This window comes from Paenibacillus sp. J53TS2, from assembly GCF_018403305.1.
GTDB classification, from domain to species: Bacteria; Bacillota; Bacilli; order Paenibacillales; family Paenibacillaceae; genus Fontibacillus; species Fontibacillus rhizolycopersici.
The window spans coordinates 147,403-171,125 of sequence record NZ_BOSK01000002.1; the positions used below are offsets into that span (position 1 = coordinate 147,403).

Consider the following 23,723-nt stretch of genomic DNA (forward strand, 5'->3'; position numbering starts at 1 on the left):
TTAGCCAAGGCCGGTTTGTGCCGCAAGAACATTTATGCCGTAGTCGCGAAACCGCGTTTGAATTGCTCGATAACTTCTTTCAGCTTCGTTTCGTTGTCTGCCGTCAGATCCTTCGTATCGCGGATCGATTGCAACACGTCGCCATGCTGATTTTGGACAAAGGACAGGAATTCCGATTCGAACCGGCGAACGTCGGCCAATGGAATATCGTCCAGGAAACCTTTAACCGCTGTGTACAAGCTGACAACTTGGAATTCGACAGCCAGCGGTTGGTTTACGCCTTGCTTCAGGATTTCCATCATCCGCGAACCACGGGTCAACCGGGCTTGCGTCGATTTGTCCAGATCGGAACCGAACTGGGAGAATGCTTGAAGCTCGCGATATTGGGCAAGGTCCAGACGCAGGGTACCGGCAACCTTCTTCATTGCCTTAATTTGCGCGGAGCCGCCTACCCGGGATACGGAGATACCAACGTTAACCGCCGGACGTTGACCGGAGTAGAACAGGTCGGACTCCAGGAAGATTTGGCCGTCGGTAATCGAAATGACGTTCGTCGGAATGTACGCCGATACGTCGGAAGCTTGCGTTTCGATAAACGGAAGCGCCGTGATCGACCCGCCGCCAAGCTCGTCGCTCAGTTTAGCTGCACGTTCCAGCAAACGGGAGTGCAAGTAGAAGACGTCACCCGGGAACGCCTCGCGGCCCGGTGGACGGCGAAGCAGCAAGGACAATTCGCGGTAAGCCGCAGCTTGCTTCGACAAGTCGTCATAGATGATCAGGACATGCTCGCCTTTGTACATGAAGTACTCGGCCATGGCTACACCGGCATAAGGAGCGATGTAGAGGAGTGGTGACGGTTCCGAAGCGGAAGCCGACACGACGATCGTGTAATCCAACGCGCCGTGGCGACGAAGGGTTTCCACTACGTTAACGACGGTGGATTGCTTCTGGCCGATGGCGACATAAATACATTTCACGCCGTTCCCTTTTTGGTTGATGATCGTATCGATGGCGATCGCCGTTTTACCGGTTTGACGGTCACCGATGATCAGTTCCCGTTGTCCGCGACCGATTGGAACCATTGAGTCAATCGCTTTGATCCCGGTTTGCATCGGTTCATGAACCGATTTCCGGTCGATAACGCCTGGAGCGTTATTCTCAACAGGACGGAATTCTGTTGTTTCGATCGGTCCTTTGCCGTCAATCGGCTGACCGAGCGGGTTCACGACGCGGCCTAACATCGCCTCGCCTACCGGAACCTGCATGATTTGTCCGGTCCGTTTCACTTGGTCGCCTTCACGGATTTCGCTGTAAGGGCCGAGGATAACGACACCGACATTGCTTTCTTCCAGGTTAAGGGCAAGACCAAAAACGCCGTTCTCAAACTCGAGCAGCTCGTTCGCCATGGCGTTCTCTAGTCCGTGGACACGGGCGATACCGTCACCAACTTGAATAACGGTGCCGACTTCGGCCACTTCGATTTCCGATTTATATTGTTCGATCTGACTTTTAATCAGAGTACTGATCTCTTCAGGTCTGATACTCAAGTGTTTCACCCCTATCTACAGTGCTTGTCTTCGAAAAGACTTTTCGAGCCGTTCCAGTTTCCCGGCCAAGCTTCCATCGTACAACGTATCGCCGATTCGCACTTTCATCCCGCCAAGCAGCGATGGATCGATCACATTCTCGACCCGAATCTTCTTCTTCACGAGTGCGCCGAACTCCGCAGCAACTTGCTGCTTCTCGTCCTCGTTTAACGGGTACGTGGTCGTAACCACTGCGTTAGCAAGCCCCAGCGCTTCGCCGGAAATGCTCACGTAAGCGTCCACCAGCTCTGGCAGGAGTCCGATTCTTCCGCGTTCCACCAGAAGCTTCACCGTAGAAACTACGGGTTTGGACAGTTTGCCTTCAATCGCGCGGGAAATGGCTTCCCATTTGGCGGTTTCCGTAATTTTCGGCGAGGCGATGAAATGCTCGATGTCATCCCCAGCCTGAAAAGCAGCCGCCAGCGCCTTCAATTCTTCTTCGACCTCTAGCGTCCGGCCTTCCGCCGCGGCAATTTCATATAACGCTTTGGCATACCGTTTTGCGGCTACGGTCTCGCGGCTCATGAGCGGCCACCGACCTCTTTAAGGTACTTGTCGACCAATTCGCCTTGAACGCCTTCTTCGCTGACCTCTTTCTCGATCAACTTGGATGCGATCTTCACCGACACGGCGCCGACTTCGCTGCGAAGCTGTTCCACAGCACGGTTCTTCTCGTTCTGAATGTCGCGTACCGCTTCCTCTTTCAAGCGGGTTGCTTCGTCCTTAGCTTGATCCAGCATTTGAGCGGCTTGCTTGCTGCTCGTTTGCTTGGATTGCTCGATAATGTCATACGCCTCTTTGCGCGCTTGCTGAAGGGCCGCTTTTTGCTCCTCTACAAAGGCAGTTGCCTGCTCGCGAGTTTGCGCCGCTTCGCTTAGCTGTTGTTGCACGAGTTCGCGACGTTTCTCCATCACGGACAACAACGGACCGAAAGCGTATTTGTTCAATAAGAAGTATAAAATCCCGATCGCGATCAACGCGATGACGGTGTTTTCCCATACGATTTCCAAACTTAAGTCACTCCTTTCCGAAGCCTATCCGCATTCGCGTATCGCCCTGCCCGGGCTAAAAAGAAGGCGTGGACGGCTGTGGCCTTCCCCGCCATTTCTTTTTGAAAATTCGATTAAGCCTGACCAAAGAACATGAACGCCAGGACCACGCCGATGATCGGAAGTACCTCGATCAAACCAACGCCGATAAACATCGTCGTTTGCAGAGTGGATTTCGCTTCAGGTTGACGCGCGATCCCTTCCACCGTTTTGCTGATAACCATACCGTTACCCAGCGCTGCGCCAAACGCGCCCAAACCTGCTACGATAGCTGCTGCCAATAATGCCATTGCTCCCATTTTGTATATCCTCCTTAAAAGTAAAATCAAATTTTTATAGTTCAGTCAGGTTGAAGTCGTTCTCCAATCCGTAACTTGAAACTTAGCTTATCTTTGAAGCGCGGGAATCCAAACTCCCCGATTAATGCTCTTCCTCGTGGCTTTCGAGGTTTTGCGAGATGTACACCATCATCAAGATGACAAAGACAAAAGCTTGAATCGCACCGACGAAAATACTGAATCCATCCCAAACCATCAGCAACGGAACGGAGAAGATTGCGCCGATCACGCTTGCTTTGGCCAAAGTCATGATCGTGGAGATCAGCACCTCGCCCGCAAAGATGTTCGCGTATAGACGAACGCCATGCGTCAGCAGCTTCGACAACTGCTCAATGATGTTAATCGGTAGGAAAAACGGATACGGCTGTACATAATGCTTGAAATAATTTTTGGTATTCTTGATCATCCCAAGACCGTGAGATATGACGAATACCAGTAACGCAAGCGCCATCGTCACGCTGAGATCGGCCGTAGGAGATTTCCACCAGGCTACCTCGGCATGTGCTTCCTCACCCGGATGCTTCGCGTGTTCTTCCGCAAGCACTGTGGTCACCGAGGTAATTTCTTGACCGAAGATGGTTGCTTTTGCCGGATTATCATACTCCGTGACGACACCAAACGGTAGTCCGAGCATATTTGCGACAAAAATAAACATAATCATCGTCATGGCCAAGGAGAGGAATGGTTTCCCTTTCTTTAGATCCATGGTGCTGGAAATCATGTTCTGAACGAATTCGACCGCCCATTCCAAGAAATTTTGCAACTTTCCAGGATTCTCTACGGATAAGTTCCGCGTCGCCAGGCGGGCAACAACAAACACGATCGTGCAAGTCACTACCAGCATCAAAATAACGGACAGGTCTATATGTAGGCCGCCCAATTCTATGACCGGAGCTTCATGCATGTTTTCTCACCCCCATTCCAAGTTGAATGTTTCAAGCCTCAGGCTTACGAGAAAAACGAATGCCTATAAAAAGAAGCAAAAATTGCGCAAAAACCAGACTGCCGGCAACCGCATACACATTGAGATGCTGCGGAAATTTCATAGCGGCAAATACCGCCAGAACCGCCAGTGCCGTACGGGTCAGAAACCCCATGTTCAACCGCTTCGAACCGCCGTTTACCGCGGCATCCAGTACCTGCCGGACCTTACGGCTGAGGTAAACCGCATTAATCCAGCTTACTGCTGAGCCGAGCGCAATGCCAAGCATAATGCTCTGAACTTTCGGCAATAAAGCGCCTCCGAGAAAACACAGGGCCAAGAAACCTAGGGTTCCGGCTGTCAAAGCACGGCTGTATTTCGACAGCTCATCCATTATTTCCCCCCACAACCGACTTAATCAGAGCGACGATGCCAAGGATGCCCGCTGCAATACCGATCAAAACGCCCAAACCAATGCCCAGGCCGTTCTTGAACCACAGCTTATCCATCCAGGTGCCAAGGAAGTAACCTCCTACAGCGCATACGGCAAAGTTCATTCCTAAAGCGGTTACCACAGCGACAGCCTTTCCAACGCTGTTGTTGTTTTTACCAGGTTTTGTCGGGTCTTCCATTTCAATCACCCTAATAATCCCAATTTATTTTACTAATTGTGAAGAGATCTTGTCAATTGAGGTTTTTTAGTGATTTAAAGCCTTGAAATGCTAAATTTGCCCTTGCCATCCTGAATAAAACGCATACAGCGTACAGTAATACTGTATACTTTTTTAGGCTCGCGATCAAAACAAATTTTCGTTAGTTTGTGAACTTTCTGTGAAATTCCTCCGGACGCTGATCCGAAAATCCGAAATGGTGACATATCGCATTGACAATTCTTTGCGATGCCTTTCCATCGCCGTACGGATTTGCTGCCCGGCTCATCGATTCATACAAGTTCTGATCGCTGAGCAACGCCTTTGTCCGCTCATAAACCATCTCCTCATTTGTGCCGACCAATTCCAGCGTTCCCGCTTCGATCCCTTCGGGACGTTCCGTCGTATCGCGAAGCACAAGCACCGGAACGCCAAAAGAAGGCGCTTCTTCCTGCAAACCGCCCGAATCCGTAAGTATCAAATGCGTATGAGGATAGAAGTTGTGCAAATCCACTACATCCAAAGGATCGATAAGTTTAATACGAGGGTGATTCCCCAAAGTTTCGTAAGCCGGCTCCCTCACCGCAGGGCTTGGGTGGACCGGATACACGATGGCTACATCCTCGAACTCATCGGCAATTCGCTTCACGGCACGGAAAATGTTCAGGTGCGGTTCGCCTTGCGATTCGCGACGGTGCGCCGTCATCAAAATAAGCCGCTTTCCGGCGGCCCAGTCCAGCACAGAGTTCGTGTAATTCGGCTGTACTGTATATTGAAACACATCCGTAACCGTGTTGCCTGTGACATATATAGCTGACTCCGGCTTATTTTCCTTGCGCAAATTACTTGCCGACCAATCCGTCGGAGCAAAGTGCAGATCGGCCAAAACGCCGGTCAACTGACGGTTCATTTCTTCCGGATAAGGCGACAACTTGTTCCAAGTACGCAGGCCGGCTTCGACATGCCCCACCTTAATTTGCTGCAGGAAGGCGGCATAACTCGCCAGGAATGTGGTCAATGTATCCCCGTGCACCAGCACGATATCCGGCTTGGCCTCTTTGAGGACGCCTTCCAACCCTTGAAGCACGCGAATCGTAATTTCGTTCAGCGTCTGATTCGGCTTCATGACATCCAGATCATAATCCGGGACGATCTTAAAAACGTCCAATACCTGGTCGAGCATTTCCCGATGCTGGGCCGTCACGCAAACGATCGATTCGATCTGCTCAGGATGCTTCTGGAGCTCGAGAATCAACGGTGCCATCTTAATCGCTTCGGGTCTGACGCCGAAGATGGTCATTACCTTAATCTTACCCACCCTACTCAATTCCTTCCTTATAGAGGATGTTTTAAAATCGTCTTCCCATCGCGATGCAAGTTCAAAGAAGCGACTTCGACATCGAATCTTGAATTCAGCCGGTCGTTCCGTTGCTCACGTAGCCTCAAGCTACGCTCCGCTACTCCCTCCCTAGCTTTATCCAACCTTCTCGACGCTGGAAACCCGATTTTAAAACTTTGATTGAAACGATAACCTATAAAATCGTCTTCCCATCGCGATGCAAGTTCAAAGAAGCGACTTTGACATCGAATCTTGAATTCAACTGGTTAACGGAACCAGATGACCTTATTTGACCTAAAACACTAGGTTTTCGATTCTAACGGAACTAGGAGACCTTATTTACCTGAAAACGACCCGAAATTGTTGCCCAAAGGACAAATAAGGGCCCTGGGTTCCGTTAGCATCATAAAACACGAGAAATGGTCGAAATAAGGGCTTTGGGTTCCGTTAGAGCGGTCTCCAACCCAAACTAGTTTACTTCGTGCCGTACAACCGGTCGCCAGCATCGCCTAAGCCCGGAATGATATAGCCATGTTCGTTGAGGTGGCTGTCCAAAGCCGCCACGTAGATATCTACGTCAGGGTGCACATCATGGACCGCCTTAACACCTTCCGGCGCAGCGATCAGGTTCATCATCTTGATTTGGGTACAGCCGCGATTCTTCAAAGCGGTAATTGCCGCAATGGCGGATCCCCCGGTAGCCAGCATCGGATCGATCACGATCAGTTCACGCTCCTGTACGTCCGTAGGCAGCTTGATGTAGTATTCCACCGGTTGCAGCGTTTCCGGATCCCGGAACAACCCGACATGACCGACTTTTGCCGCAGGGAGCAATTTCAAGACCCCGTCCAGCATACCCAGTCCAGCCCGGAGAATCGGAATGAGCCCCAGCATCCGTCCGGAAATGACCTTCGACTCCGCCTCGGCCACCGGCGTTTGCACTTTAATCGACTCCAGCGGGATCTCCCGCGTAATTTCGTACGCCATCAAGGTAGCTACTTCATCCACCAGTTCACGAAAGTCCTTCGTGTTAGTCCGCATGTCACGGATAAAAGTCAGTTTGTGTTGAATCAAGGGGTGATCGCATACCACCAATTTTCGCATATTTCGTTCGTCCCTCCGCTTTTATAGCTAAGTCTTTACTTGCCATCTCGTTCCCATTCTTCGAACGCTCCACAAATCTTGTCTATTATATCACTCCAAGTTGGCATTTTCACCCTCGCTACAACATGTTGCAAAGCCGTCAAAAAGAAACCGCTTATATATGAAGCAACCCACTTGCAATCAGCCCCAGTCATCCGTGAGCCCTTGACAGTCAGGATACCAATCCGATATTATGGATACACCAAGTCCATAATCATTCAAAGGAAGGGACCGTCCATGCAATATTCCAAAAGCACCGATTATGCGCTGCACGCCCTCATTCACTTAGCGAATGCGGAACGGCGCCAGAACGTCGGTATCAAGTCATTGTCTGAAATGCTTGGCGTGTCGGAAAGTTATCTCTCCAAAATCATGTCCAAACTGCGGCAGGACGGCATCGTCCGCGCGGTACCAGGGGTGAACGGCGGTTACGAGTTAGCCCGGCCTGCAGATCAGATCACCTTTCTTGAGGTAATCCAAGTCATCGAAGGTCGGCAGCATTTATTCGAATGTTCGAATATGGAATCGAATCAGCATCGTTTGCTGGCTGACGAAGAACGCGACGACCGTTGCCAAGCCGATCATGATCCAGCACGATGCGTATGCCTGGTAAAGCAGGTCATGGATGGCGCTGAGCAACAACTGAATCGGTATTTGCAAGAGCATTCGATCCAATCGGTGGTTGATGCAGCCGTTACGGCTCGGAGATCCCTTGCGGACAAGAAGTGATCCGACACTTCTTGTCGTTTAATTATAGATATTAAAGATCTATGGAGGTGCAGTAAAGATGGATAAAACTCTGTATGATGCCGTCATTATTGGAGGTGGGCCCGCCGGTTTAAACGCCGCCCTCATGTTGGGCAGAGCCCGTAAGAAAGCGGTAGTGATCGATGAAGGAAAACCCCGCAACCGCGTGACGCGAGAGGCTCACGGATTTCTTACTCGCGACGGAATTCCCCCGGGTGAGTTGCGACGGCTTGCAAAGGAGCAAATCGTCCGCTATCCCGGCATCACATTTATTGAAGAAGCTGTTCAATCCGCCGCCGGGGCGGACGGTCATTTCCAGATCACAACCGCCAAGGGAATCACCCTCCGCAGCAAAAAGCTGCTGTTCACCGTTGGCATGAAGGATCAACCGCTGAATATCCCGGGTCTCACTGAGGTTTATGGTCGGAGCGCCTTCGTTTGCCCCTACTGTGACGGTTGGGAATTACGCGATGAGCCACTGGTTATCATTTCGAGAGGGGCAGACGCCATGCACTTCATCCCGTTGATCTCCGGTTGGACGGACCGCTTCACGTTATGCACGAACGGCCCTGACGGGCTGACGGACGCGGATCGCGAGGATTTACGGCAGCACGGCGTCCCTCTCCACGACGCAAAGATTCGTTCCATCGAGTCAGAAGACGGGATTGTGCGGCAAGTTGTACTTGAGGATGGCACAGCGATATCGTGCAGGGGAATCTTCTTCCGTCCCGACCTGGCGATCGGCTCTAACCTCCCCCAATCCTTGGGTTGCCAGGTCACCGAAACGGGAACGATCCTCGTTGACGAATTGGGGAGAACGACCGTACCGGGAGTATTTAGCGCCGGAGACGCCGTAACGATGCGACACCAGGCCATCGCGGCAGCCTCCTCTGGAGCAATGGCCGCCGCGGCACTGAATAATGAACTGAATCTGGAGGCATGGAGGAGGAACGGATGAACGACCCCCCTAACCGCTCAACAAGCAAACCCAATTCTCACGATCATCGGCATGCAACCTCCAGACCGGGCGTCGAGCTGTTAACCTGGCTGCATCCGCTGCCGGGCGAACGTATTCTCGACCTTGGCTGCGGGAATGGGGATCTCACGGCAGCTATTGCTGCCGCCGGAGCCATCCCTACCGGAATTGATGCATCCGAAGAAATGATCCATCGCGCGAAACAGAGGTATCCCGAGCTGGACCTTCAAGTCGGAGATGCTCGGCATTACCGGAGCGACAGACATTATGACGACGTATTTTCCCATGCCGCTTTGCATTGGATCCAGGATGCGCCTGCCGTTACCGAAACGATCCGCCTCGCCCTGCGGAAAGGCGGCCGGTTGGCAGTCGAATTCGCGGGAAAAGGCAATGTCGCCGCATTGACCCGAGCTATCGAGCAGGTGATGAAAACACATGGATATCCTTGGGAGGGGCGAAATCCTTGGTATCACCCCAGCATCGGGGAGTACGCTAGCCTGCTGGAACGAGTCGGCTTCCGCGTTACGTTCGCCCGGCATCTCGACCTTCCCACACCACTGAAAGGGGAAGCGGCCGTAAGAAAGTGGCTCGACAGCTTTGCTGACTATTTTTTCACCGGAATCCCTTCTTCTGAGAGAGCTCCCCTGTACGATGCCATAGTCTCCCTCGCAAAACCCGCTTTATATAAGGAAGGTCAGTGGATGCTGGATACCAGTCGACTTCGCGTCATGGCGATCAAAGAGAGGGAATAACCTCCATCTTAAACACAAAAAAGCCGGGAGCAGTTAGCCCCCGGCTTTGTTACGTCAAGTTCTTAATATTTTAGGTTCGGGTACAGCGGGTAACGGTCGGTCAACTCGGATACTTGCTTGCTAGTTTTGTCCAGGAGCGCTTCGTCCTTCGGCGATTTCAGCACGACCGCGATAATCCGGCCGATCTCCTTCATCGCTTCCTCATCCATGCCACGCGATGTAGCAGCCGGCGTACCGATCCGGATCCCACTAGTGACGAAAGGACTGGTTGGGTCGAATGGAATCGCGTTTTTATTCACGGTGATCCCGATCGAGTCGAGCACATGCTCGGCGTCTTTGCCCGTGATGTTCAGGTTGCGTGTATCCACCAGCATCAGGTGGTTATCCGTGCCGCCGGAGACAATGTTCAAGCCTTCGGCCATCAGCGTTTCCGCCAGAACCTTGGCGTTCTTCACAACGTTTTCCGCATAGGTTTTAAAAGAAGGCTGAAGTGCTTCGCCCAACGCAACCGCTTTGGAAGCGATCACGTGCATCAGAGGCCCGCCTTGCGTCCCCGGGAATACCGCTTTATCAACCGCAGCAGCCCATGGCTGTTTGCACAGAATCATCCCGCCGCGCGGACCGCGCAACGTCTTATGTGTTGTTGTCGTCACAAAATGAGCATGCGGCACCGGGTTCGGATGCAGTCCTGCAGCTACGAGTCCGGCGATATGCGCCATATCGACCATGAAAAGAGCGCCCACGTCGTTTGCGATGGAAGCTAGTTTTTCGAAATCGATAATCCGCGGATACGCACTCGCTCCAGCCACGATGAGGCGCGGGCGATGCTTAAACGCCGCTTTGCGCACTTCGTCGTAATCGATCAGGAACGAATCTTCCTGTACGCCGTACGCCACGAAATTATAGAACAAGCCGGACGCATTAACCGGGCTGCCGTGGGTCAAGTGACCGCCGTGCGCGAGGTTCATCCCCAACACGGTGTCGCCGGTGTTGATCGCGGCAAGGTAAACCGCCAGGTTCGCTTGCGCACCGGAATGCGGCTGCACGTTCGCATGCTCGGCGCCAAACAATTCTTTGGCCCGGTCGCGAGCGATATTTTCCACGATATCGACACGTTCGCAACCGCCGTAATAGCGTTTGCCCGGATATCCCTCGGCGTATTTGTTCGTGAGCACGGAACCCATGGCTTCCATCACCGCCTCGCTGACGATGTTCTCGGAAGCGATCAGCTCAATATTGTTGCGCTGACGCTTCAGCTCCAAATTCATGGCCTCCAGCACCGCTGGATCTTGATTTCTCAAATTTTCCATCTTCCGTTATCCCCCTTATAATGAATATCCCATCTTACTCGCAAAGTGTGGAATCCGAATCCAGCGGAAGCGCGTAAACGGCCCGTTCCCCGCCGATCAGCTTCGGACGAGTTGTGGCTGCCGTAACGCGCGCCTGCCCAATCTTGCGCAACGAAGGACGAAACGGCACCGCCACTCGTCGCAAATGCATGCCGATTAACGTCTCGCCGATATCGATCCCGGCATGGGCTTCGAGCATCTCCGCCAGGCACGGAGCCGACAAACGCCGATAGGCCGCCGCGGCCATCGATCCGCCCGCCATCGGTACAGGCACCGCAGCTACCTCCGTCAACGAAAGCCGCTCCAGCACCGTGCGTTCAACCACCAGCGCACGGTTCAAATGCTCGCAGCATTGAAACGCAACGTCGAAGCCATATTTAGCCCGGACCTGCTCGATCCCGGCCCATAACTCGGACGCGATATCTTCAGCTCCGCCCGTGCCGATTCGTTTACCCGCCACTTCGCTGGTGCTGGCTCCAACGACCAGCAGTTTTCCCGGACCCAGGTTAGCTGCGGCGGCAACTTCCTCCGCGACCGCTGCCACTTGCGTCCGAATCGTTCCGAGCTCTTCCTGCTCCATTTGATGCCCGCTCCTTTCTCCACCAACCAAGAACATGTAAACATAGTCTGTCCTTATTATAACAGAGAAAGGCTTGCCGCAAACGGAGGATGTTCCCCCACAACACATGACCACCCAACAAAAAAAGAGCATAACGCAGCTCACGCGCGTCGTGCTCTTTGCCCAGGCGACCGGCCGTATAATCCGATGCTCCATCGTGGTTTGATCCACTCTTGTCGCCAGTTACATCGGAACTAAAATCTTCTGCTCTTAGAATAAAGCATCGACGGGGCAAATGCAACAGGTTTAATGCCCCTCGCCGCGCTCCAGTTTGGCGATCAGCTTCTCCAGTGCGGCCCCAATCTCGGCTGCCGCCCGGTCGTAATCCACCCGCGAACCGCCAAACGGATCGGAAATGTCGTAGGCCGGCAACCGTTGCTGCAGCTCATCGAGCCGTCGTTGCTGCGCCGCAGACCACTCGCTGCCCAGCGCCCGGGCCAACTCCCGGTCCGCCGCCAACCGCCGGAACTCCTCCAGATTGGCTATAATGGAGACGTCGTCCTCGACGTACTCTTTTAACGTGAATATTTTATCAGCTGTCTCCGGAAAAGAATGAACAACCTGTCGTTTATGCCCTTGCGTCAGCGTCAGGATCAGATCGGCCCAATCCGCCAATTCGGCATATAAAGGGGTGGATTCAAAGGCATCCGTGATCCCCCGATCCCGCAAAACGGCTCCCGCATGATGGGAAATGGTGTTGCCTTTCATGGCGGCCACGCCGGCCGAACGAACCTGCACATCCAGCCCCCGGTCTCGCGCCAGCTTACGCAGCATGCCTTCGGCCATCGGGCTGCGGCAGGTATTCCCGGTACAAACAAATAAGATGCGCATGCCCTTTCACCTCCAGGTTAAGCGGGAGCAATCCCGCGTTTGGACCTTTATTTTAACACGAAAAGCCGTAGTTTCAAAAGATGAACAGCAATCCAAAAGCTAGCAAAATCGCCCCGCCTGCCGCCTCGCCGTAATCGCCAAGCGAACGCCCCACGCCTCGCCCCATCGCAAGCCCCACCAAAGACATGACGCCGCCAAAAAAACCGAAGGCCAGGACGGTCAGCAGCCAATCTCCATGGAACATCCCAAGTGACACGCCCACGGAAAAGGAATCGATGCTGACGCTAAGCGAAAACAGCAGCACGCCAAACCAGGTTCGGTGGTTAATCGACTGCATCCCGCTGCCTTTAATCGAACTGAGGATCATATGGGCTCCGAGCAGGAACAGCAGCCCTCCCGCGGCATACCGCGCCAGGCTTCCCAGCAGCGCGCCGACATATTGCCCCGCCGCAATACCAAGAAGAGGCATAAGTACGTGAAAGAGAGCGACCATCGTTCCGATGCGGAGCGCGTCCTTGCGCCGGACCCCCTTCATGCCGATACCGACGCCCAGCGATAACGCATCCATCCCTAACGCAGCCGCCATCAGCAGGATCGTCAACAGCTCTCCCAGCCGCTCATAAGCCTCCGTCATAACAGAATCCCCTTTTGTCCAGTCTTTTGTACAACCATATGCGGACAGGTCCCGGTTCATGACTTGGCGAAAGAGCGGGATTGGGAGATTATGGCGGAAAACGGTTAGCGGCCTTGCTGGAGTTCTATCAAAACTTGTGAGGAGGAGATGGGCGGATCGAGTGAGCGGACCGGGAGTGTAAGGCGTGGGGGCTTGAGTGGCAGGATAGGGGGATGGGGCGGCGGGGAGGGCGGAACCACGAGGCTGTCCGCGCGAGTATGAGCGAAGCCGTGAGGCTATCCGCGCGAGTATGAGCGAGCCGTGAGGCTGTCCGCTCGAGGGCAAGCCGTGAGGGTAACCCCTTGGCGTTACAATCCCCCCCGCTCGCCCCGCCTGTCTGTGAAATAGCGGTAATTCGTGGCGTTATTTTCTCGAAATCCGAGGTTTTCATAGAAATAGCGGTAATTCGTGGCGCTATTCCCCTCCTTAGGAGGCTGGCACCCCGATATCCGTAGAAATAACGTCCTAAAATACCGCTATTTCCCCAATACGAGGCTCCCTCTCTATAAATAACGCCACTTTATACCGCTATTTTCGCAATCCAGCGCCAAACGAGCTGCAAACGAACGATGTGGACTAATATCCCTTTCAACGATTCATCTGGTTAAGGAATCCGCTCATCCATCCTCCCAGCCGCCAAACAGATCCATCTGACGCGGCGGAAGCTCGCGTGGCGATTGACCCAGCAAATCCATCATCCCCAGGGCGTTAACAGCCGCATCCCCGCCGGAGTTGTTGTTGAAGAGCATGCAGATCTCGTTCGTCCCTTTCCCGAGTAACTGGATTAGCATCTCGGTCCACTCTAGAAGCTCCTCTCGAGAGTAGCGGTATAACGTGCGGATCTCCCGCCAATTGGATGCGCCCGCTTGGCTCCAGCCCACGGCATTTCGGCCGTGCATACGGACGATCGTCAATTCGGCATCCGTCGGTTCCAGCACTGTAGGGACTGAACCTTGCCCCGCCTGGGGTTCATCGCAAACGATATGAATCCAACCCTCTTGCCGCATGAAATCCAGCGTGCGCTCCTGGTTGTCCCCCGCGAACCAGCTTTGATGGCGAAATTCCAGTGCCACCGGCAAGTTCCCCATCCATTTGCGGATAGCCCGTAACTGCCGGACATGCTCCGGCGTACAGTCGAACCAGGGCGGGAATTGGAACATCACGGCCTTAAGCCGACCGGCTTCCACCACCGGGCGGATCGAGTTCAGATAAGCCTGGAACATATCGCCCGGCCCGCCAAACGGCGATTTGCCCCGACTATGGCCGGTCATCCCCTGATAAGCCTTGATAATAAACGTGAAATCTGGCGGTGTCTCCGCCAACCAACGGCGATACACTTCTTCTCCCAGCACAGCGTAAAAAGAGCTGTCGACCTCCACCACATCAAAATACTTCGCGTACCAAGCGAGCTTGTCTTTGGCCGGCGTCCGGGCAGGATATAAATCGTCATGATCCCCCCAGCCGGCCAGGCCGATACGGATCATGTCCGTCTCACCCCCTGCCCTAATCCAAATCTCCGCCGGCCTCGATCACCCGGTGACCGGCGGCTTTCAGCAGCCGGTTCATCACCGCCGAGCCAAGCCCCTCCTCGGGGCAGGCTTCGGCGAGGATGTAAGTGACGCCGCATTCGTCGAAGCGGCGGAGCGCAGCGTAGAGACGGTGCGCTGCCGTCTCCAGCTCGGCCTCGCGGCCGAGCGATAGCGCGCAGTCGGCGCGGTAAGACGGGAGGCGCTCGTCGAAGGCGAGCACGCCCGTCTTCTCTCCGCGCGCCGCGGCCGCCGCGAGCTCGGCCCGTATGCGGTCCGCCACCCGGTCGGCGGACCCGCGCACAATGCGCAGCACGCCCTGCGGCGCGTAGTGCGTGTACTTCATGCCCGGCGCGCGAGGCGCAGCCGCCGGGCCCGGGGCCGCTCCGCCGCCCGCTTCCGCCTCCGGCTGCAGGGCGGCGTCCAGCCGCACGCCCGCGCCTGCGACGCGGGCGAGCTGCTCTACCGTGATCCCGCCTGGGCGGAGCACGGTGACAACTCCGTCCCGGCCGGCTTCCACGACCGTCGACTCCAGGCCCACCCCGGTGGGCCCGCCGTCGACGATGCCGTCAATGCGGCCGGACAGGTCCTCGCCCACGTGGCTCGCCAGCGTGGGGCTCGGTCGCCCCGACCGGTTGGCGCTGGGCGCCGCCACCGGGCACCCCGCTGCGGCGATCAGCCGCAGCGCCACGTCGTGGGCGGGCATGCGCACGCCCACGGTGGACAACCCCGCCGTCACGCGCGGCGAGACGGCGCCTTCGGCCACGGGCAGCACCAGCGTCAGCGGCCCGGGCCAGAACGCCTCCATGAGCCGCCGTGCCGTCTCGTTCACTTCCGTGACGAGTCCGTTCAGCTGGCTCATGTCGGCGATGTGCACGATCAGCGGATTATCGGAGGGGCGGCCCTTGGCGGCAAAAATCGCCTCCACCGCCGCCGTATTCCGCGCATCCGCGCCAAGCCCGTACACCGTCTCCGTCGGAAACGCCACCGTCCCGCCAGAGGCTAACACCGCGGCGGCTTCCTTCAGGGCCGCCGCCTCCCCCCCCGCCGCCGGAACTTCCGACACGCCGGCATCAGCAACTTGTTCCCCAGAGGTCGCGAACCCCGTCCCAGGCTCTACCCTCCACGAACGTGTCGACTTTGCAGCCACCTCTCCCAGAGCGGGCAAATCCACTGCGCCGCGGGCTTTATTTTCAATAGATTCATTTCGGTTCATTCTCGCTCATCCCAAACTGTTCAATATCGATATTCTACTATTATACCCGAACCCGTCCATGCGCATAGCCCGTCCCGGCGAAGCCCACAAAAAAACCGCCCGGATTCCTCCGAACGGTATCTCATCCTATGAACCATTAAACAAATAAACTTGTAATCCAGTTCCAGAAATTCACCAGCATGTCCCACAGAAAGAACCGCACCTCTGTTTGTTCTGGCTCGACCTGAACAGCATCCCTCGAGATCCCTTCAGCCGAAGTCTTCGCGATCGTGGCCGTCCCTGCATCCTTCGCCAGTGCATCTCCGCTACCGGCGTCGATGAAGCATAGCGGCGGAAACAGCACGCACCACCAGTTCTTCCCTTTCCCTTCGCCGAGCGTCACGCGCAGCGCTTCATAATTGCCGGCCGGGTACACCGCGCCGCCGTACATTTTCGTCGGAAAGGGGACCGTGCCGAGCTCGACTTGATAATCGTAGCTTTTCCCATATTGCTTGAGCGTCTGACCGACTTGCTCCTCGATGGCAGGCAGATGATCGCGGATCACCCGGCGGGCCTCCTCCAAGCTTTGCGGATTTTCCAACTCGGCAACCCAGCCATTCATCTGCTCAACCACAGCATCGCGGACGCGGCGTTTGACGAGCTGATCGCCGGTTCCATCCGAATTCGCCAGAATGCGCAGCCGAATGGATTCCTGCGGAATGACCCCTTGCGTGCCTGCCGCAGCGGCGGTATCAACCATCTGTCCCTCCCAGGACATCAACAACATCACAATAGAAAAGAAGAAAAGGGCGATTTTCTTACGGGAAGGTGTACGTTGGCTCATGATTTCTTGCTCCTAACCAAAACCGGTATTTCAGCAGCTGATGTCTATCAGTATGTCCGGTTAAGAGACTTCTAAACCTAGGAATCTAGTAAATTTTTGCCCGCGAAAAATAGAGTGAAGAAATCACCCTATTTCCGCTGATCTCCCCTTTTCGAGCCAAATAAGATGAAACTTTCACCTTATCCCCCTTCAAATCCGCTATTATAGCCACCGCATCCGGAAATAAGCATAAAAAATCACCTTATTTCGGCGATATCCTTGCACCGCGCAAAAATAAGGTGATCAAGTAACTCTATTCGAAGTCGCACATCCCGTCCCGGTCAAAAACGACCTCACACCAACTCAAAATGACCTCACGCGCCCCTCGCTCATCCCTGCTTCTCCGGCCGTCGCTTGGTTCTCAGCAAGGCGTAACGCGAAGACGATGACGCCGCCGGCACCGGGTTGTCCTCTTCCTTCTCTTGGCCGTAAATCCGGATGCTCATCGCTACGCCGATGCTCGCCATATTAATCAGCAGCGAGGTCCCGCCGTAGCTGATGAAGGGCAACGTGATGCCCGTCAGCGGCATGAGGCCGATGAACATGCCGATATTTTCGAAGATCTGATACAGCAGCATCGCGACGATCCCCACGATGAGGAACGGCCCGCTCGCCTCGCGACTCTCGAGGGATATCAAGATAAGCCTATGGATCAGCACGAAATACAGCAGTAATAGTGCCGAGCTTCCGATAAAGCCAAATTCCTCGGCAATCACCACAAAGATCGAGTCCGAATACGTAAGCGGCACGCGCTCCGATTGAACCGTTTCCCCTTTCATGTACCCTTCCCCGGTCATCCCCCCAGAGGCGATCGCCAGCTTGGCGTTCCGGGTGTGATAGGAAGCGTCCTCCGACGCTTTCTCGGGGATCAGCCAGGGATCGATTCTGCTGATCCAATGCTCCCGACCGATCTCGACGAAGAAATTGTACACTTGGTCGTGATACGTCTTATAGGCGGTAATTCCGCCGATCACCGAACCCGCGAAAATCACGAGGGCGATCAGGGCGTGCCAGTATTTAATGTTCCCGATCCACAGCATGCCCGCCAAAATGATGACATAGCTAAGCGCATTTCCCAAATCGTTCTGCGCCATCACGGCGACAAACGGGACAAAGGTCAACAGGCAGATCGGCACGACGTCGCGCCAGAACGAAAGCCGGGGTTTGCGTTTGCGAAGCAACATAAACCCGAGGAAGATGACCAGCAACAGCTTAAAGAATTCCGCCGGTTGAAAGCTTTGGTTAATGACCGGGATCGTCAGCCATCCCTTGGCGTTGTAATACGTATTCCCGATGAACATAACGACGACCAGCAGCCCGAAGCCGAACAGATAGAAATAAGGCGCATATTTGACGAGCAGCCGATAGTCGAGAATGGAGACGCCAAAAAATACGACAAACCCCAGCGCATAATACGCCAGCATGCGAAGGTGGTAGCCGTGATACTGGGTATGCGACGTGGCGCTGTACAGCACCGCGATACTGATGACCATGAGCAACAGCAAGATCAAGACGATGGAGTAATCGATTTTTTTCAGTTTGCTCAGCATGAACATCCTCTTTTCTTTATCTAGAAACCCCGTATCTTTACTTTAAAAGAAACCCCGCTCAACTACAAATGAGCCCTTCGACCCAAATAACGGGTGAAACCAGCAAAAGGTTTCCCCTTTTAAGGTTATTTTTACCCGGAGACGGGTTTTCTCTCTTCAACGGCGCAAAAAAAGAACGCCGACGCAAGCGTCGGCGCCCGAAATGGGGGTCGGGATAAGAAGGGGAAAATGGGGGAACGCAGGTTAAACGGGAGTGATCAAAGTGACGAGGCCCGTGGCAAACGTCAGTGCAAAAATACCGATGGTTTGAATATTGCCGAGCTCAACGGTAAACGTATTACCTTCCATCACGGTCTGGATAAAATCCGGCGCGTTATACCGGGTAATGCGAAGCTCGACGTTACCCAGCGAAGCCGCAACTGTAACGATCCCGGTCGGGCCCAGCGGGTCGGCGGCCACGAAATAACCTTGGCCGACGCCAGCTGCTTGCGCATACGGAAACGTCAATGTGAACGCCATGTGGAATCTCCTCCTTTCGGCTTGAGATACCACATTCTATGAAACTACCCTCTCAAAGTGAGCGGCTTTTGGTTGAGGAGCTTCACCTATTTTCATAGAGTCGCGTAAAAACGAGGGCTAACGCCCCCGCGCGATGCCCAGCACGTGGCGGTCGATGCCGGCGAGATCGGGAACCGTCACGATCTTGTCCCAATGGCCGGCGGCGCGGAGCATCTCCGCAACGTCGGCGGCCTGGCCCTGGCCGAGCTCGAAGCCGATCAGGCGAGGCGGCCGCGGCAGCAGCGCGAGCTGCGCCATCAGGGTCCGGTAGGGCATGAGCCCGTCCGGACCGCCGTCCAGCGCGCCGCGCGGCTCGAAGTCCCGCACCTCCGGCTGCAGGTGCGGGATGTCCTCCGCCGGGATATACGGCGGATTCGACACCACGATGTCCAGCGGCTCGCCGGCGAACGGTTCAAGCAGGTCCCCCTGCTTGAACGCCACGGCAAGGCCGAGCCGCCGGACATTGTCCTGCGCCACCGCTAAAGCATCCGGCGAGATATCGCTCGCCGCGACGCGCCAGGCTGGGCGCAGATGAGCCAGGGCCGCGGCAATCGCGCCGCTGCCGGTGCCGATGTCGGCGGCGTACGGCGCGCCGCCGGGCCACAGCGCATCGCCTTCCAACGCGATGCGCTCCACGAGCAGCTCCGTTTCCGGTCGGGGGATCAGCACTGCCGGGTTGACCTGGAAGGTCAACCCGTAGAACTCCTGCTCCCCGATAATGTACTGCGCTGGCTCGCCCGCCGCTTTGCGGCGGACCACCGTTTCCCAGGTGTCCTGCTTGTCCGCCGGGAACGGGTCACGAAGCGCGGCCAAATACGCCGCGCCCGCAAGGCCCAGCACATGGCGGAGCAGCAGCTCCGCGTTCGACTCCGGCTCCCGCACGCCCGCCGCCGCTAAAAAAGAAGAAGCCTCTTTACGGGCTTCCCAAATCGTCATTGCACCGGACATCCGGTATCCTTCGCTGTGCAAAACGTTATTCTCCTTTATCCATCAGTTCGGCTTGTTCGGCAATCGTCAACGCCGATACGATCTCACCGATCTCGCCGTTCATCACCTGATCCAGCTTATGCAAGGTCAGGCCGATGCGGTGGTCGGTTACCCGGCTTTGCGGGAAGTTGTAGGTCCGGATCCGCTCACTGCGATCCCCGGTGCCGACTTTACTCTTCCGCTCGCCGGCGTATTTCGCTTCCTCTTCCTGTCGCTTCATATCGAAGATCCGGGCACGCAACACCTGCAGCGCCTTTTCTTTGTTCGAGTTCTGCGATTTACCATCTTGACAAGTCGCCACGATGCCGGTCGGGATATGCGTAACCCGCACGGCGGATTTCGTCGTGTTGACCGATTGGCCGCCCGCCCCGCTGGAGCAGAACGTATCGACGCGGATATCCTTATCGAGAATTTCAATATCCACGTCTTCAACTTCCGGCAGAACGGCTACCGTCGAAGTTGACGTGTGAATCCGCCCGCCGGATTCCGTCGAAGGAATCCGCTGCACGCGATGCGCACCACTTTCGTACTTCAGCTTACTATATGCGCCTCGGCCGTTAATCATAAAGATAACCTCTTTAAAACCGCCCAGGTCGCTTTCATTCATGTCCATAATATCGATGCGCCAGCCTTGAGAATCGGCATACCGCGTATACATCCGGTACAAATCGGCGGCAAACAAAGCCGCTTCGTCCCCTCCGGCTGCACCGCGAATTTCCACGATGACGTTCTTATCGTCGTTCGGATCCTTCGGCAGCAGCAATACGCGAATCTTCTCTTCCAGCTCCTGCTGACGTGTGCTGAGTTCCTCGATCTCCATCTTCACCATTTCGCGCATTTCATCATCCAGCTTCTCGGCCTGCATGACTTTAGCGGCTTCCAGCTCTTCGACGACATTCTTATATTCGGTGTACGCCTCATAAGCCGGCTGTAAATCCGATTGTTCTTTGGAGTAATCCCGCAGTCGTTTGGCGTCGTTCGCCACGTCCGGATCGCAAAGCAGCTCACTCAGCTTCTCGTAACGGTCGGCTAGGGATTGTAGTCGGTCCAACAAGGGATGTCACCTCTCTTCATTCAATCACTTTATCTTATAAAAAGCCGCTCATCCGCAGCCATTACCTTACAGGGATAAACGACTTTTTATTATATCACAAAATGCGCAAACCGACTAGCCTGCCCGCCCCCTTCCAGGAGCACGATTTTTCATGTAAAATAATCTCACTTATACGCCAGATTCCTTACAAAGGAGGCCTCGCCCATGGACATGCTCGATCTCAAAGTGTTTATTGCCGTAGCCGAAAGCGAAAGCATGAGCAAAGCCGCCCAGAAGGTTGCCTTAACCCAACCCGCCGTTAGTTTCCGGATCGCCGGCCTGGAGGCGGAGCTCGGTGCCCCTTTGTTTCATCGGACACGATCAGGCGCGTTCCTGACGGAGGCAGGCCGCAAATTCTACTTCTACGCTCAATATGCCCTTAGCGCTTTGGAAGCTGGACAAGACTCGATCCGCATGCTGTCCGAACCTCCCTTGGAGGAGAAGCTCCGAATCGGTATCGTAGATTCGTTAACCCATGTCATGCTGCCGGCCATTATTCAGTCGATGAAAGAGCAGACGTCGGTGATCCAATGGAAAATCAACACCGGGCAGTCGCTGGATCTGGCTTTACGAACGGCTTCCGGAGAGCTTGATATCTCCTTTATCAACCAAACCTATTCCCCGCTCCCCCAACTGGGTACCGTGAAATTATTCGAAGAGCCGCTCGTCTTTATCGGCCCGAAGCAGGCTGGTTTCCCTCGCTATCAAAGCCTCGTAACTTATCTGGAGGAAGTGCCCTTCATCTTGCTCAAGCGCCACATGCCGCTGAGGGAATTGCTGGAACACGAGCTCTTTCGTCCGCTGCGGATGTCCCCCCGGCAACTCATCGAGGTGGATACGTCCCATTTGATCCGTCAAATGGTCGAGCAAGGCACAGGCTGCTCCTTTTTGCCCGTTTCTTCCCTATGGGCGGCCGGCAGCGATGCCGAAATCGAGCGAATCCTTCTTCCTGAAATTCGTTTGCGGCAAAGCTTCTATTGCGTTTATCATCAATCCGCGCCCGACAATATTCTTGATTTGCTTCCAAATTTGCATGCCGGCATCAACGCGCAAGTCATCCGCTTCCGCAATGGCGGGACCCCCTAATCTCCTGCCTATTCCTCGCGCGATCCTCTCTAATGTTATTTACGTGTTATATATTCTTACATAAGCACTTCTTATTACCTCCATCGTGTAATGTATATTACTATAAATATAACACGAAGGAGGTGGCAAACCATGAACTCGTACAAAATGGAGCTTGAGAACGTCAGCAAGACCTATCAAGCGGCCGACGGTTCCCCCGTTAAGGCACTTGGCCCGGTCAACATGCAGATCCCCAATCACCGTTTCGTTAGCATCGTGGGTCCCAGCGGCTGCGGAAAATCAACCTTGTTTAACATCATTTCCGGGCTGCTTCAGAACTCGGAGGGGGCCATCTTTGTGAACGGCAACCGCGTGGACGGACTGACCGGCATTACCGGCTACATGCTTCAAAAGGATTTGCTGCTTCCCTGGCGCACCATATTGGACAATGTCATCCTGGGTCTTGAAATTCAGGGGACTCCCAAGCGGGAAGCCAAGGCCAAGGCACTGCCGTTGCTCCACAAGTACGGTTTGAAGGGCTTCGAGCATCATTACCCCGCCCAGCTCTCCGGAGGGATGCGGCAACGGGCAGCGCTCCTGAGAACGATCATGTATGACCGTGACATCATCCTCTTGGATGAACCGTTTGGTGCACTGGACGCCCAGACCCGCGCCATGATGCAGGAATGGCTGCTCGATCTTTGGGACGATTTTCAGAAGACGATCCTGTTTGTCACCCATGACATGGAAGAGGCGATTTATCTATCCGACGAGGTATACATTATGACCTCCCGCCCGGGCACTATCAAGCGCCATATGACGATTAACCTGCCGCGGCCCCGTAAACCGCAAATTATCACGACCCCGGAATTTACCCAATTAAAAGAAGAAGCGCTGCGAACGTTATCCGAAGAAACGTTAAAAGCCTACCAACAGGAAGCAGCCGTTTAAGACCCACCCTCAAAGAAAGGAGAGATGCGAGATGTCAAGCGAAGCGGATGTCGTAAAAAGCAGTGGTCCCCTGGCTAGCCTCAGGTCTGGCACACCCCGGACCCGAGCCAACGCCCTGAAGTACGAGATGGCCACGCCAAAGACGTGGCTGGTGAACACCGGACGATTCGCCGTCTTCCTCGTAGTTTTATTGCTATGGGAAGTCGGTGCCCGTACAGGGTTGATCAACGCCTTCTTCTGGAGCCAGCCGTCGGATATCGCCCAGACCTGGTGGATCGGCGTGCAGACCGGCTCCGTCTGGCAGGATACGATCTATACGTTCCGCTCCACCGTACTGGGCTTCTTGCTTGGAACTGCCGGTGGCACGCTGTTAGGTCTATCCTTCTGGTGGTCCAAATATTATGCTCGCATTTTCGAGCCGTTCATCATCATGTTCGAGGCCATGCCCAAGCTGGCTCTTGCCCCCATCATCGTTCTAGTATTTGGCATCGGCATCGGATCGAAGATCGCCATGGGTTTTGCCATCACCGTCGTCATCACCACATTAACCACGTACAACGGCGTGCGCAGCGTCGACCGCGATCTCGTCCGAATGGTCTATTCGCTGGGTGCCTCCAGGCGGCAGGTCTTTGGAAAAGTCATCGTCCCCACGGCGATTCCGGCGATGATTTCCGCGCTGCGAATTAATATCGGCCTGGCCCTTACAGGGGCAATCGTCGGCGAATATATCGGTTCGGAACAAGGACTGGGACGTATGATCTTCTACGCCGGGCAAACGTATGAAATCAGTCTGATTTGGGCCAACATCTTTAATTTGTCGATCCTATCCATGCTGCTATACCTCTTGGTCGGTAAATTGGAGAAGGTTTTGCTCAAGGGCTTCACCCACAAATAAGAGAACTGCAAGAAAACAAAGAGAACCAGGGATATCGGAGGGGGAT

General features: G+C 54.8%; 26 protein-coding genes and 1 riboswitch. Of the genes, 6 read left to right on the plus strand and 20 right to left on the minus strand.

The window, feature by feature from the left end; translation table 11 throughout:
• Positions 1-32 precede the first annotated feature (32 nt).
• The 9 genes from atpA to upp form a co-directional block, all read right to left on the minus strand.
• Positions 33-1,547, minus strand: coding sequence for a F0F1 ATP synthase subunit alpha (gene atpA, locus KJS42_RS05240; RefSeq protein ID WP_155607667.1), 1,515 nt, complete (start codon positions 1,545-1,547; stop codon positions 33-35).
• A gap of 15 nt (positions 1,548-1,562) precedes the next feature.
• Positions 1,563-2,111, minus strand: a complete 549-nt coding sequence (locus tag KJS42_RS05245) for a F0F1 ATP synthase subunit delta (RefSeq protein ID WP_155607666.1) — start codon at positions 2,109-2,111, stop codon at positions 1,563-1,565.
• Positions 2,108-2,596, minus strand: coding sequence for a F0F1 ATP synthase subunit B (gene atpF, locus KJS42_RS05250; protein ID WP_155607665.1), 489 nt, complete (start codon positions 2,594-2,596; stop codon positions 2,108-2,110). Before atpF ends, KJS42_RS05245 begins: the two co-directional genes overlap by 4 nt.
• A gap of 113 nt (positions 2,597-2,709) precedes the next feature.
• Positions 2,710-2,934, minus strand: a complete 225-nt coding sequence (gene atpE, locus KJS42_RS05255; RefSeq protein ID WP_009223739.1) for a F0F1 ATP synthase subunit C — start codon at positions 2,932-2,934, stop codon at positions 2,710-2,712.
• 121 nt (positions 2,935-3,055) lie between these two features.
• A complete protein-coding gene (gene atpB, locus KJS42_RS05260) occupies positions 3,056-3,877 on the minus strand; it encodes a F0F1 ATP synthase subunit A (RefSeq protein WP_155607664.1) in 822 nt (273 codons plus the stop codon).
• A gap of 31 nt (positions 3,878-3,908) precedes the next feature.
• Positions 3,909-4,289: an ATP synthase subunit I gene (locus tag KJS42_RS05265; protein WP_213622207.1), complete on the minus strand. Its 381-nt coding sequence runs from the start codon at positions 4,287-4,289 to the stop codon at positions 3,909-3,911.
• Positions 4,282-4,527, minus strand: coding sequence for an AtpZ/AtpI family protein (locus KJS42_RS05270; protein ID WP_155607695.1), 246 nt, complete (start codon positions 4,525-4,527; stop codon positions 4,282-4,284). The genes KJS42_RS05265 and KJS42_RS05270 overlap by 8 nt, the downstream gene beginning before the upstream one ends.
• Positions 4,528-4,708: 181 nt before the next feature.
• Positions 4,709-5,863, minus strand: coding sequence for a non-hydrolyzing UDP-N-acetylglucosamine 2-epimerase (wecB, locus tag KJS42_RS05275; RefSeq protein ID WP_280516399.1), 1,155 nt, complete (start codon positions 5,861-5,863; stop codon positions 4,709-4,711).
• Between the two features lie 495 nt (positions 5,864-6,358).
• The gene (gene upp, locus KJS42_RS05280) at positions 6,359-6,988 is read right to left on the minus strand and encodes a uracil phosphoribosyltransferase (RefSeq protein WP_155607662.1); all 630 of its coding nucleotides are present in this window, start codon (positions 6,986-6,988) and stop codon (positions 6,359-6,361) included.
• Between the two features lie 276 nt (positions 6,989-7,264).
• Between upp and KJS42_RS05285 the strand changes: the two genes are divergently transcribed.
• Genes KJS42_RS05285 through KJS42_RS05295 form a run of 3 tightly spaced genes read left to right on the plus strand, consistent with a single transcriptional unit; the run spans position 7,265 to position 9,502 of the window.
• A complete protein-coding gene (locus KJS42_RS05285; RefSeq protein WP_213622208.1) occupies positions 7,265-7,756 on the plus strand; it encodes an RrF2 family transcriptional regulator in 492 nt (163 codons plus the stop codon).
• Between the two features lie 58 nt (positions 7,757-7,814).
• Positions 7,815-8,732 carry an NAD(P)/FAD-dependent oxidoreductase gene (locus KJS42_RS05290; protein WP_213622209.1) on the plus strand — a complete coding sequence of 306 codons (918 nt, stop codon included), beginning with the start codon at positions 7,815-7,817 and terminating at the stop codon, positions 8,730-8,732.
• Complete coding sequence (locus KJS42_RS05295; protein ID WP_213622210.1) at positions 8,729-9,502, plus strand: class I SAM-dependent methyltransferase; 774 nt, start codon at positions 8,729-8,731, stop codon at positions 9,500-9,502. The genes KJS42_RS05290 and KJS42_RS05295 overlap by 4 nt, the downstream gene beginning before the upstream one ends.
• A 62-nt stretch (positions 9,503-9,564) precedes the next feature.
• Here the strand turns inward: KJS42_RS05295 and glyA are convergent, their stop codons facing one another.
• From glyA to prfA, 11 genes are all read right to left on the minus strand, one after another.
• Entirely contained in the window at positions 9,565-10,812 is a 1,248-nt protein-coding gene (glyA, locus tag KJS42_RS05300; RefSeq protein WP_213622211.1) for a serine hydroxymethyltransferase, read from the minus strand.
• A 34-nt stretch (positions 10,813-10,846) separates the two neighbouring features.
• Entirely contained in the window at positions 10,847-11,431 is a 585-nt protein-coding gene (locus KJS42_RS05305; RefSeq protein WP_213622212.1) for a TIGR01440 family protein, read from the minus strand.
• Between the two features lie 153 nt (positions 11,432-11,584).
• Positions 11,585-11,667: riboswitch (ZMP/ZTP riboswitch) on the minus strand.
• Positions 11,668-11,716: 49 nt separating this feature from the next.
• Positions 11,717-12,301, minus strand: coding sequence for a low molecular weight protein arginine phosphatase (locus KJS42_RS05310; RefSeq protein WP_155607656.1), 585 nt, complete (start codon positions 12,299-12,301; stop codon positions 11,717-11,719).
• Positions 12,302-12,374: 73 nt separating this feature from the next.
• A complete protein-coding gene (locus tag KJS42_RS05315) occupies positions 12,375-12,935 on the minus strand; it encodes a manganese efflux pump MntP (RefSeq protein ID WP_155607655.1) in 561 nt (186 codons plus the stop codon).
• Between the two features lie 656 nt (positions 12,936-13,591).
• Positions 13,592-14,458, minus strand: coding sequence for a DUF72 domain-containing protein (locus KJS42_RS05320; protein ID WP_213622213.1), 867 nt, complete (start codon positions 14,456-14,458; stop codon positions 13,592-13,594).
• Positions 14,459-14,477: 19 nt separating this feature from the next.
• Positions 14,478-15,716 carry an L-threonylcarbamoyladenylate synthase gene (locus KJS42_RS05325; protein WP_239484071.1) on the minus strand — a complete coding sequence of 413 codons (1,239 nt, stop codon included), beginning with the start codon at positions 15,714-15,716 and terminating at the stop codon, positions 14,478-14,480.
• A gap of 136 nt (positions 15,717-15,852) precedes the next feature.
• The gene (gene spoIIR, locus KJS42_RS05330; RefSeq protein ID WP_193417109.1) at positions 15,853-16,539 is read right to left on the minus strand and encodes a stage II sporulation protein R; all 687 of its coding nucleotides are present in this window, start codon (positions 16,537-16,539) and stop codon (positions 15,853-15,855) included.
• Between the two features lie 368 nt (positions 16,540-16,907).
• Positions 16,908-18,128 (minus strand): FtsW/RodA/SpoVE family cell cycle protein, encoded by a 1,221-nt coding sequence (locus KJS42_RS05335; RefSeq protein WP_193417108.1) that lies wholly within the window; start codon positions 18,126-18,128, stop codon positions 16,908-16,910.
• Between the two features lie 243 nt (positions 18,129-18,371).
• A complete protein-coding gene (locus KJS42_RS05340; RefSeq protein ID WP_213622214.1) occupies positions 18,372-18,647 on the minus strand; it encodes a hypothetical protein in 276 nt (91 codons plus the stop codon).
• Positions 18,648-18,764: 117 nt separating this feature from the next.
• Positions 18,765-19,634, minus strand: a complete 870-nt coding sequence (gene prmC / locus KJS42_RS05345; RefSeq protein WP_213622522.1) for a peptide chain release factor N(5)-glutamine methyltransferase — start codon at positions 19,632-19,634, stop codon at positions 18,765-18,767.
• Positions 19,635-19,659: 25 nt separating this feature from the next.
• Positions 19,660-20,727 (minus strand): peptide chain release factor 1, encoded by a 1,068-nt coding sequence (prfA, locus tag KJS42_RS05350; RefSeq protein ID WP_155607650.1) that lies wholly within the window; start codon positions 20,725-20,727, stop codon positions 19,660-19,662.
• A gap of 204 nt (positions 20,728-20,931) precedes the next feature.
• Here prfA and KJS42_RS05355 point away from each other — a divergent pair, with 204 nt between their 5' ends.
• The 3 genes from KJS42_RS05355 to KJS42_RS05365 all read left to right on the plus strand — a co-directional run bounded on the left by KJS42_RS05355 (position 20,932) and on the right by KJS42_RS05365 (position 23,677).
• Positions 20,932-21,852: a LysR family transcriptional regulator gene (locus KJS42_RS05355; protein WP_193417106.1), complete on the plus strand. Its 921-nt coding sequence runs from the start codon at positions 20,932-20,934 to the stop codon at positions 21,850-21,852.
• 132 nt (positions 21,853-21,984) lie between these two features.
• Positions 21,985-22,782 (plus strand): ABC transporter ATP-binding protein, encoded by a 798-nt coding sequence (locus KJS42_RS05360; RefSeq protein ID WP_213622215.1) that lies wholly within the window; start codon positions 21,985-21,987, stop codon positions 22,780-22,782.
• Positions 22,783-22,813: 31 nt separating this feature from the next.
• Positions 22,814-23,677 (plus strand): ABC transporter permease, encoded by an 864-nt coding sequence (locus KJS42_RS05365; protein WP_193417104.1) that lies wholly within the window; start codon positions 22,814-22,816, stop codon positions 23,675-23,677.
• The last annotated feature ends 46 nt before the right edge of the window (positions 23,678-23,723 follow it).

Coding starts and splice junctions, on each gene's coding strand:
- KJS42_RS05245 (WP_155607666.1), bottom strand. CDS start 2,111: ATGAGCCGCGAGACCGTAGCCGCAAAACGGTATGCCAAAGCGTTATAT.
- atpE (WP_009223739.1), bottom strand. CDS start 2,934: ATGGGAGCAATGGCATTATTGGCAGCAGCTATCGTAGCAGGTTTGGGC.
- atpB (WP_155607664.1), bottom strand. CDS start 3,877: ATGCATGAAGCTCCGGTCATAGAATTGGGCGGCCTACATATAGACCTG.
- KJS42_RS05265 (WP_213622207.1), bottom strand. CDS start 4,289: ATGGATGAGCTGTCGAAATACAGCCGTGCTTTGACAGCCGGAACCCTA.
- KJS42_RS05270 (WP_155607695.1), bottom strand. CDS start 4,527: ATGGAAGACCCGACAAAACCTGGTAAAAACAACAACAGCGTTGGAAAG.
- upp (WP_155607662.1), bottom strand. CDS start 6,988: ATGCGAAAATTGGTGGTATGCGATCACCCCTTGATTCAACACAAACTG.
- KJS42_RS05285 (WP_213622208.1), top strand. CDS start 7,265: ATGCAATATTCCAAAAGCACCGATTATGCGCTGCACGCCCTCATTCAC.
- KJS42_RS05290 (WP_213622209.1), top strand. CDS start 7,815: ATGGATAAAACTCTGTATGATGCCGTCATTATTGGAGGTGGGCCCGCC.
- KJS42_RS05295 (WP_213622210.1), top strand. CDS start 8,729: ATGAACGACCCCCCTAACCGCTCAACAAGCAAACCCAATTCTCACGAT.
- glyA (WP_213622211.1), bottom strand. CDS start 10,812: ATGGAAAATTTGAGAAATCAAGATCCAGCGGTGCTGGAGGCCATGAAT.
- KJS42_RS05305 (WP_213622212.1), bottom strand. CDS start 11,431: ATGGAGCAGGAAGAGCTCGGAACGATTCGGACGCAAGTGGCAGCGGTC.
- KJS42_RS05310 (WP_155607656.1), bottom strand. CDS start 12,301: ATGCGCATCTTATTTGTTTGTACCGGGAATACCTGCCGCAGCCCGATG.
- KJS42_RS05315 (WP_155607655.1), bottom strand. CDS start 12,935: ATGACGGAGGCTTATGAGCGGCTGGGAGAGCTGTTGACGATCCTGCTG.
- KJS42_RS05320 (WP_213622213.1), bottom strand. CDS start 14,458: ATGATCCGTATCGGCCTGGCCGGCTGGGGGGATCATGACGATTTATAT.
- KJS42_RS05325 (WP_239484071.1), bottom strand. CDS start 15,716: ATGAACCGAAATGAATCTATTGAAAATAAAGCCCGCGGCGCAGTGGAT.
- spoIIR (WP_193417109.1), bottom strand. CDS start 16,539: ATGAGCCAACGTACACCTTCCCGTAAGAAAATCGCCCTTTTCTTCTTT.
- KJS42_RS05335 (WP_193417108.1), bottom strand. CDS start 18,128: ATGCTGAGCAAACTGAAAAAAATCGATTACTCCATCGTCTTGATCTTG.
- KJS42_RS05340 (WP_213622214.1), bottom strand. CDS start 18,647: ATGGCGTTCACATTGACGTTTCCGTATGCGCAAGCAGCTGGCGTCGGC.
- prmC (WP_213622522.1), bottom strand. CDS start 19,634: ATGTCCGGTGCAATGACGATTTGGGAAGCCCGTAAAGAGGCTTCTTCT.
- KJS42_RS05355 (WP_193417106.1), top strand. CDS start 20,932: ATGGACATGCTCGATCTCAAAGTGTTTATTGCCGTAGCCGAAAGCGAA.
- KJS42_RS05360 (WP_213622215.1), top strand. CDS start 21,985: ATGAACTCGTACAAAATGGAGCTTGAGAACGTCAGCAAGACCTATCAA.
- KJS42_RS05365 (WP_193417104.1), top strand. CDS start 22,814: ATGTCAAGCGAAGCGGATGTCGTAAAAAGCAGTGGTCCCCTGGCTAGC.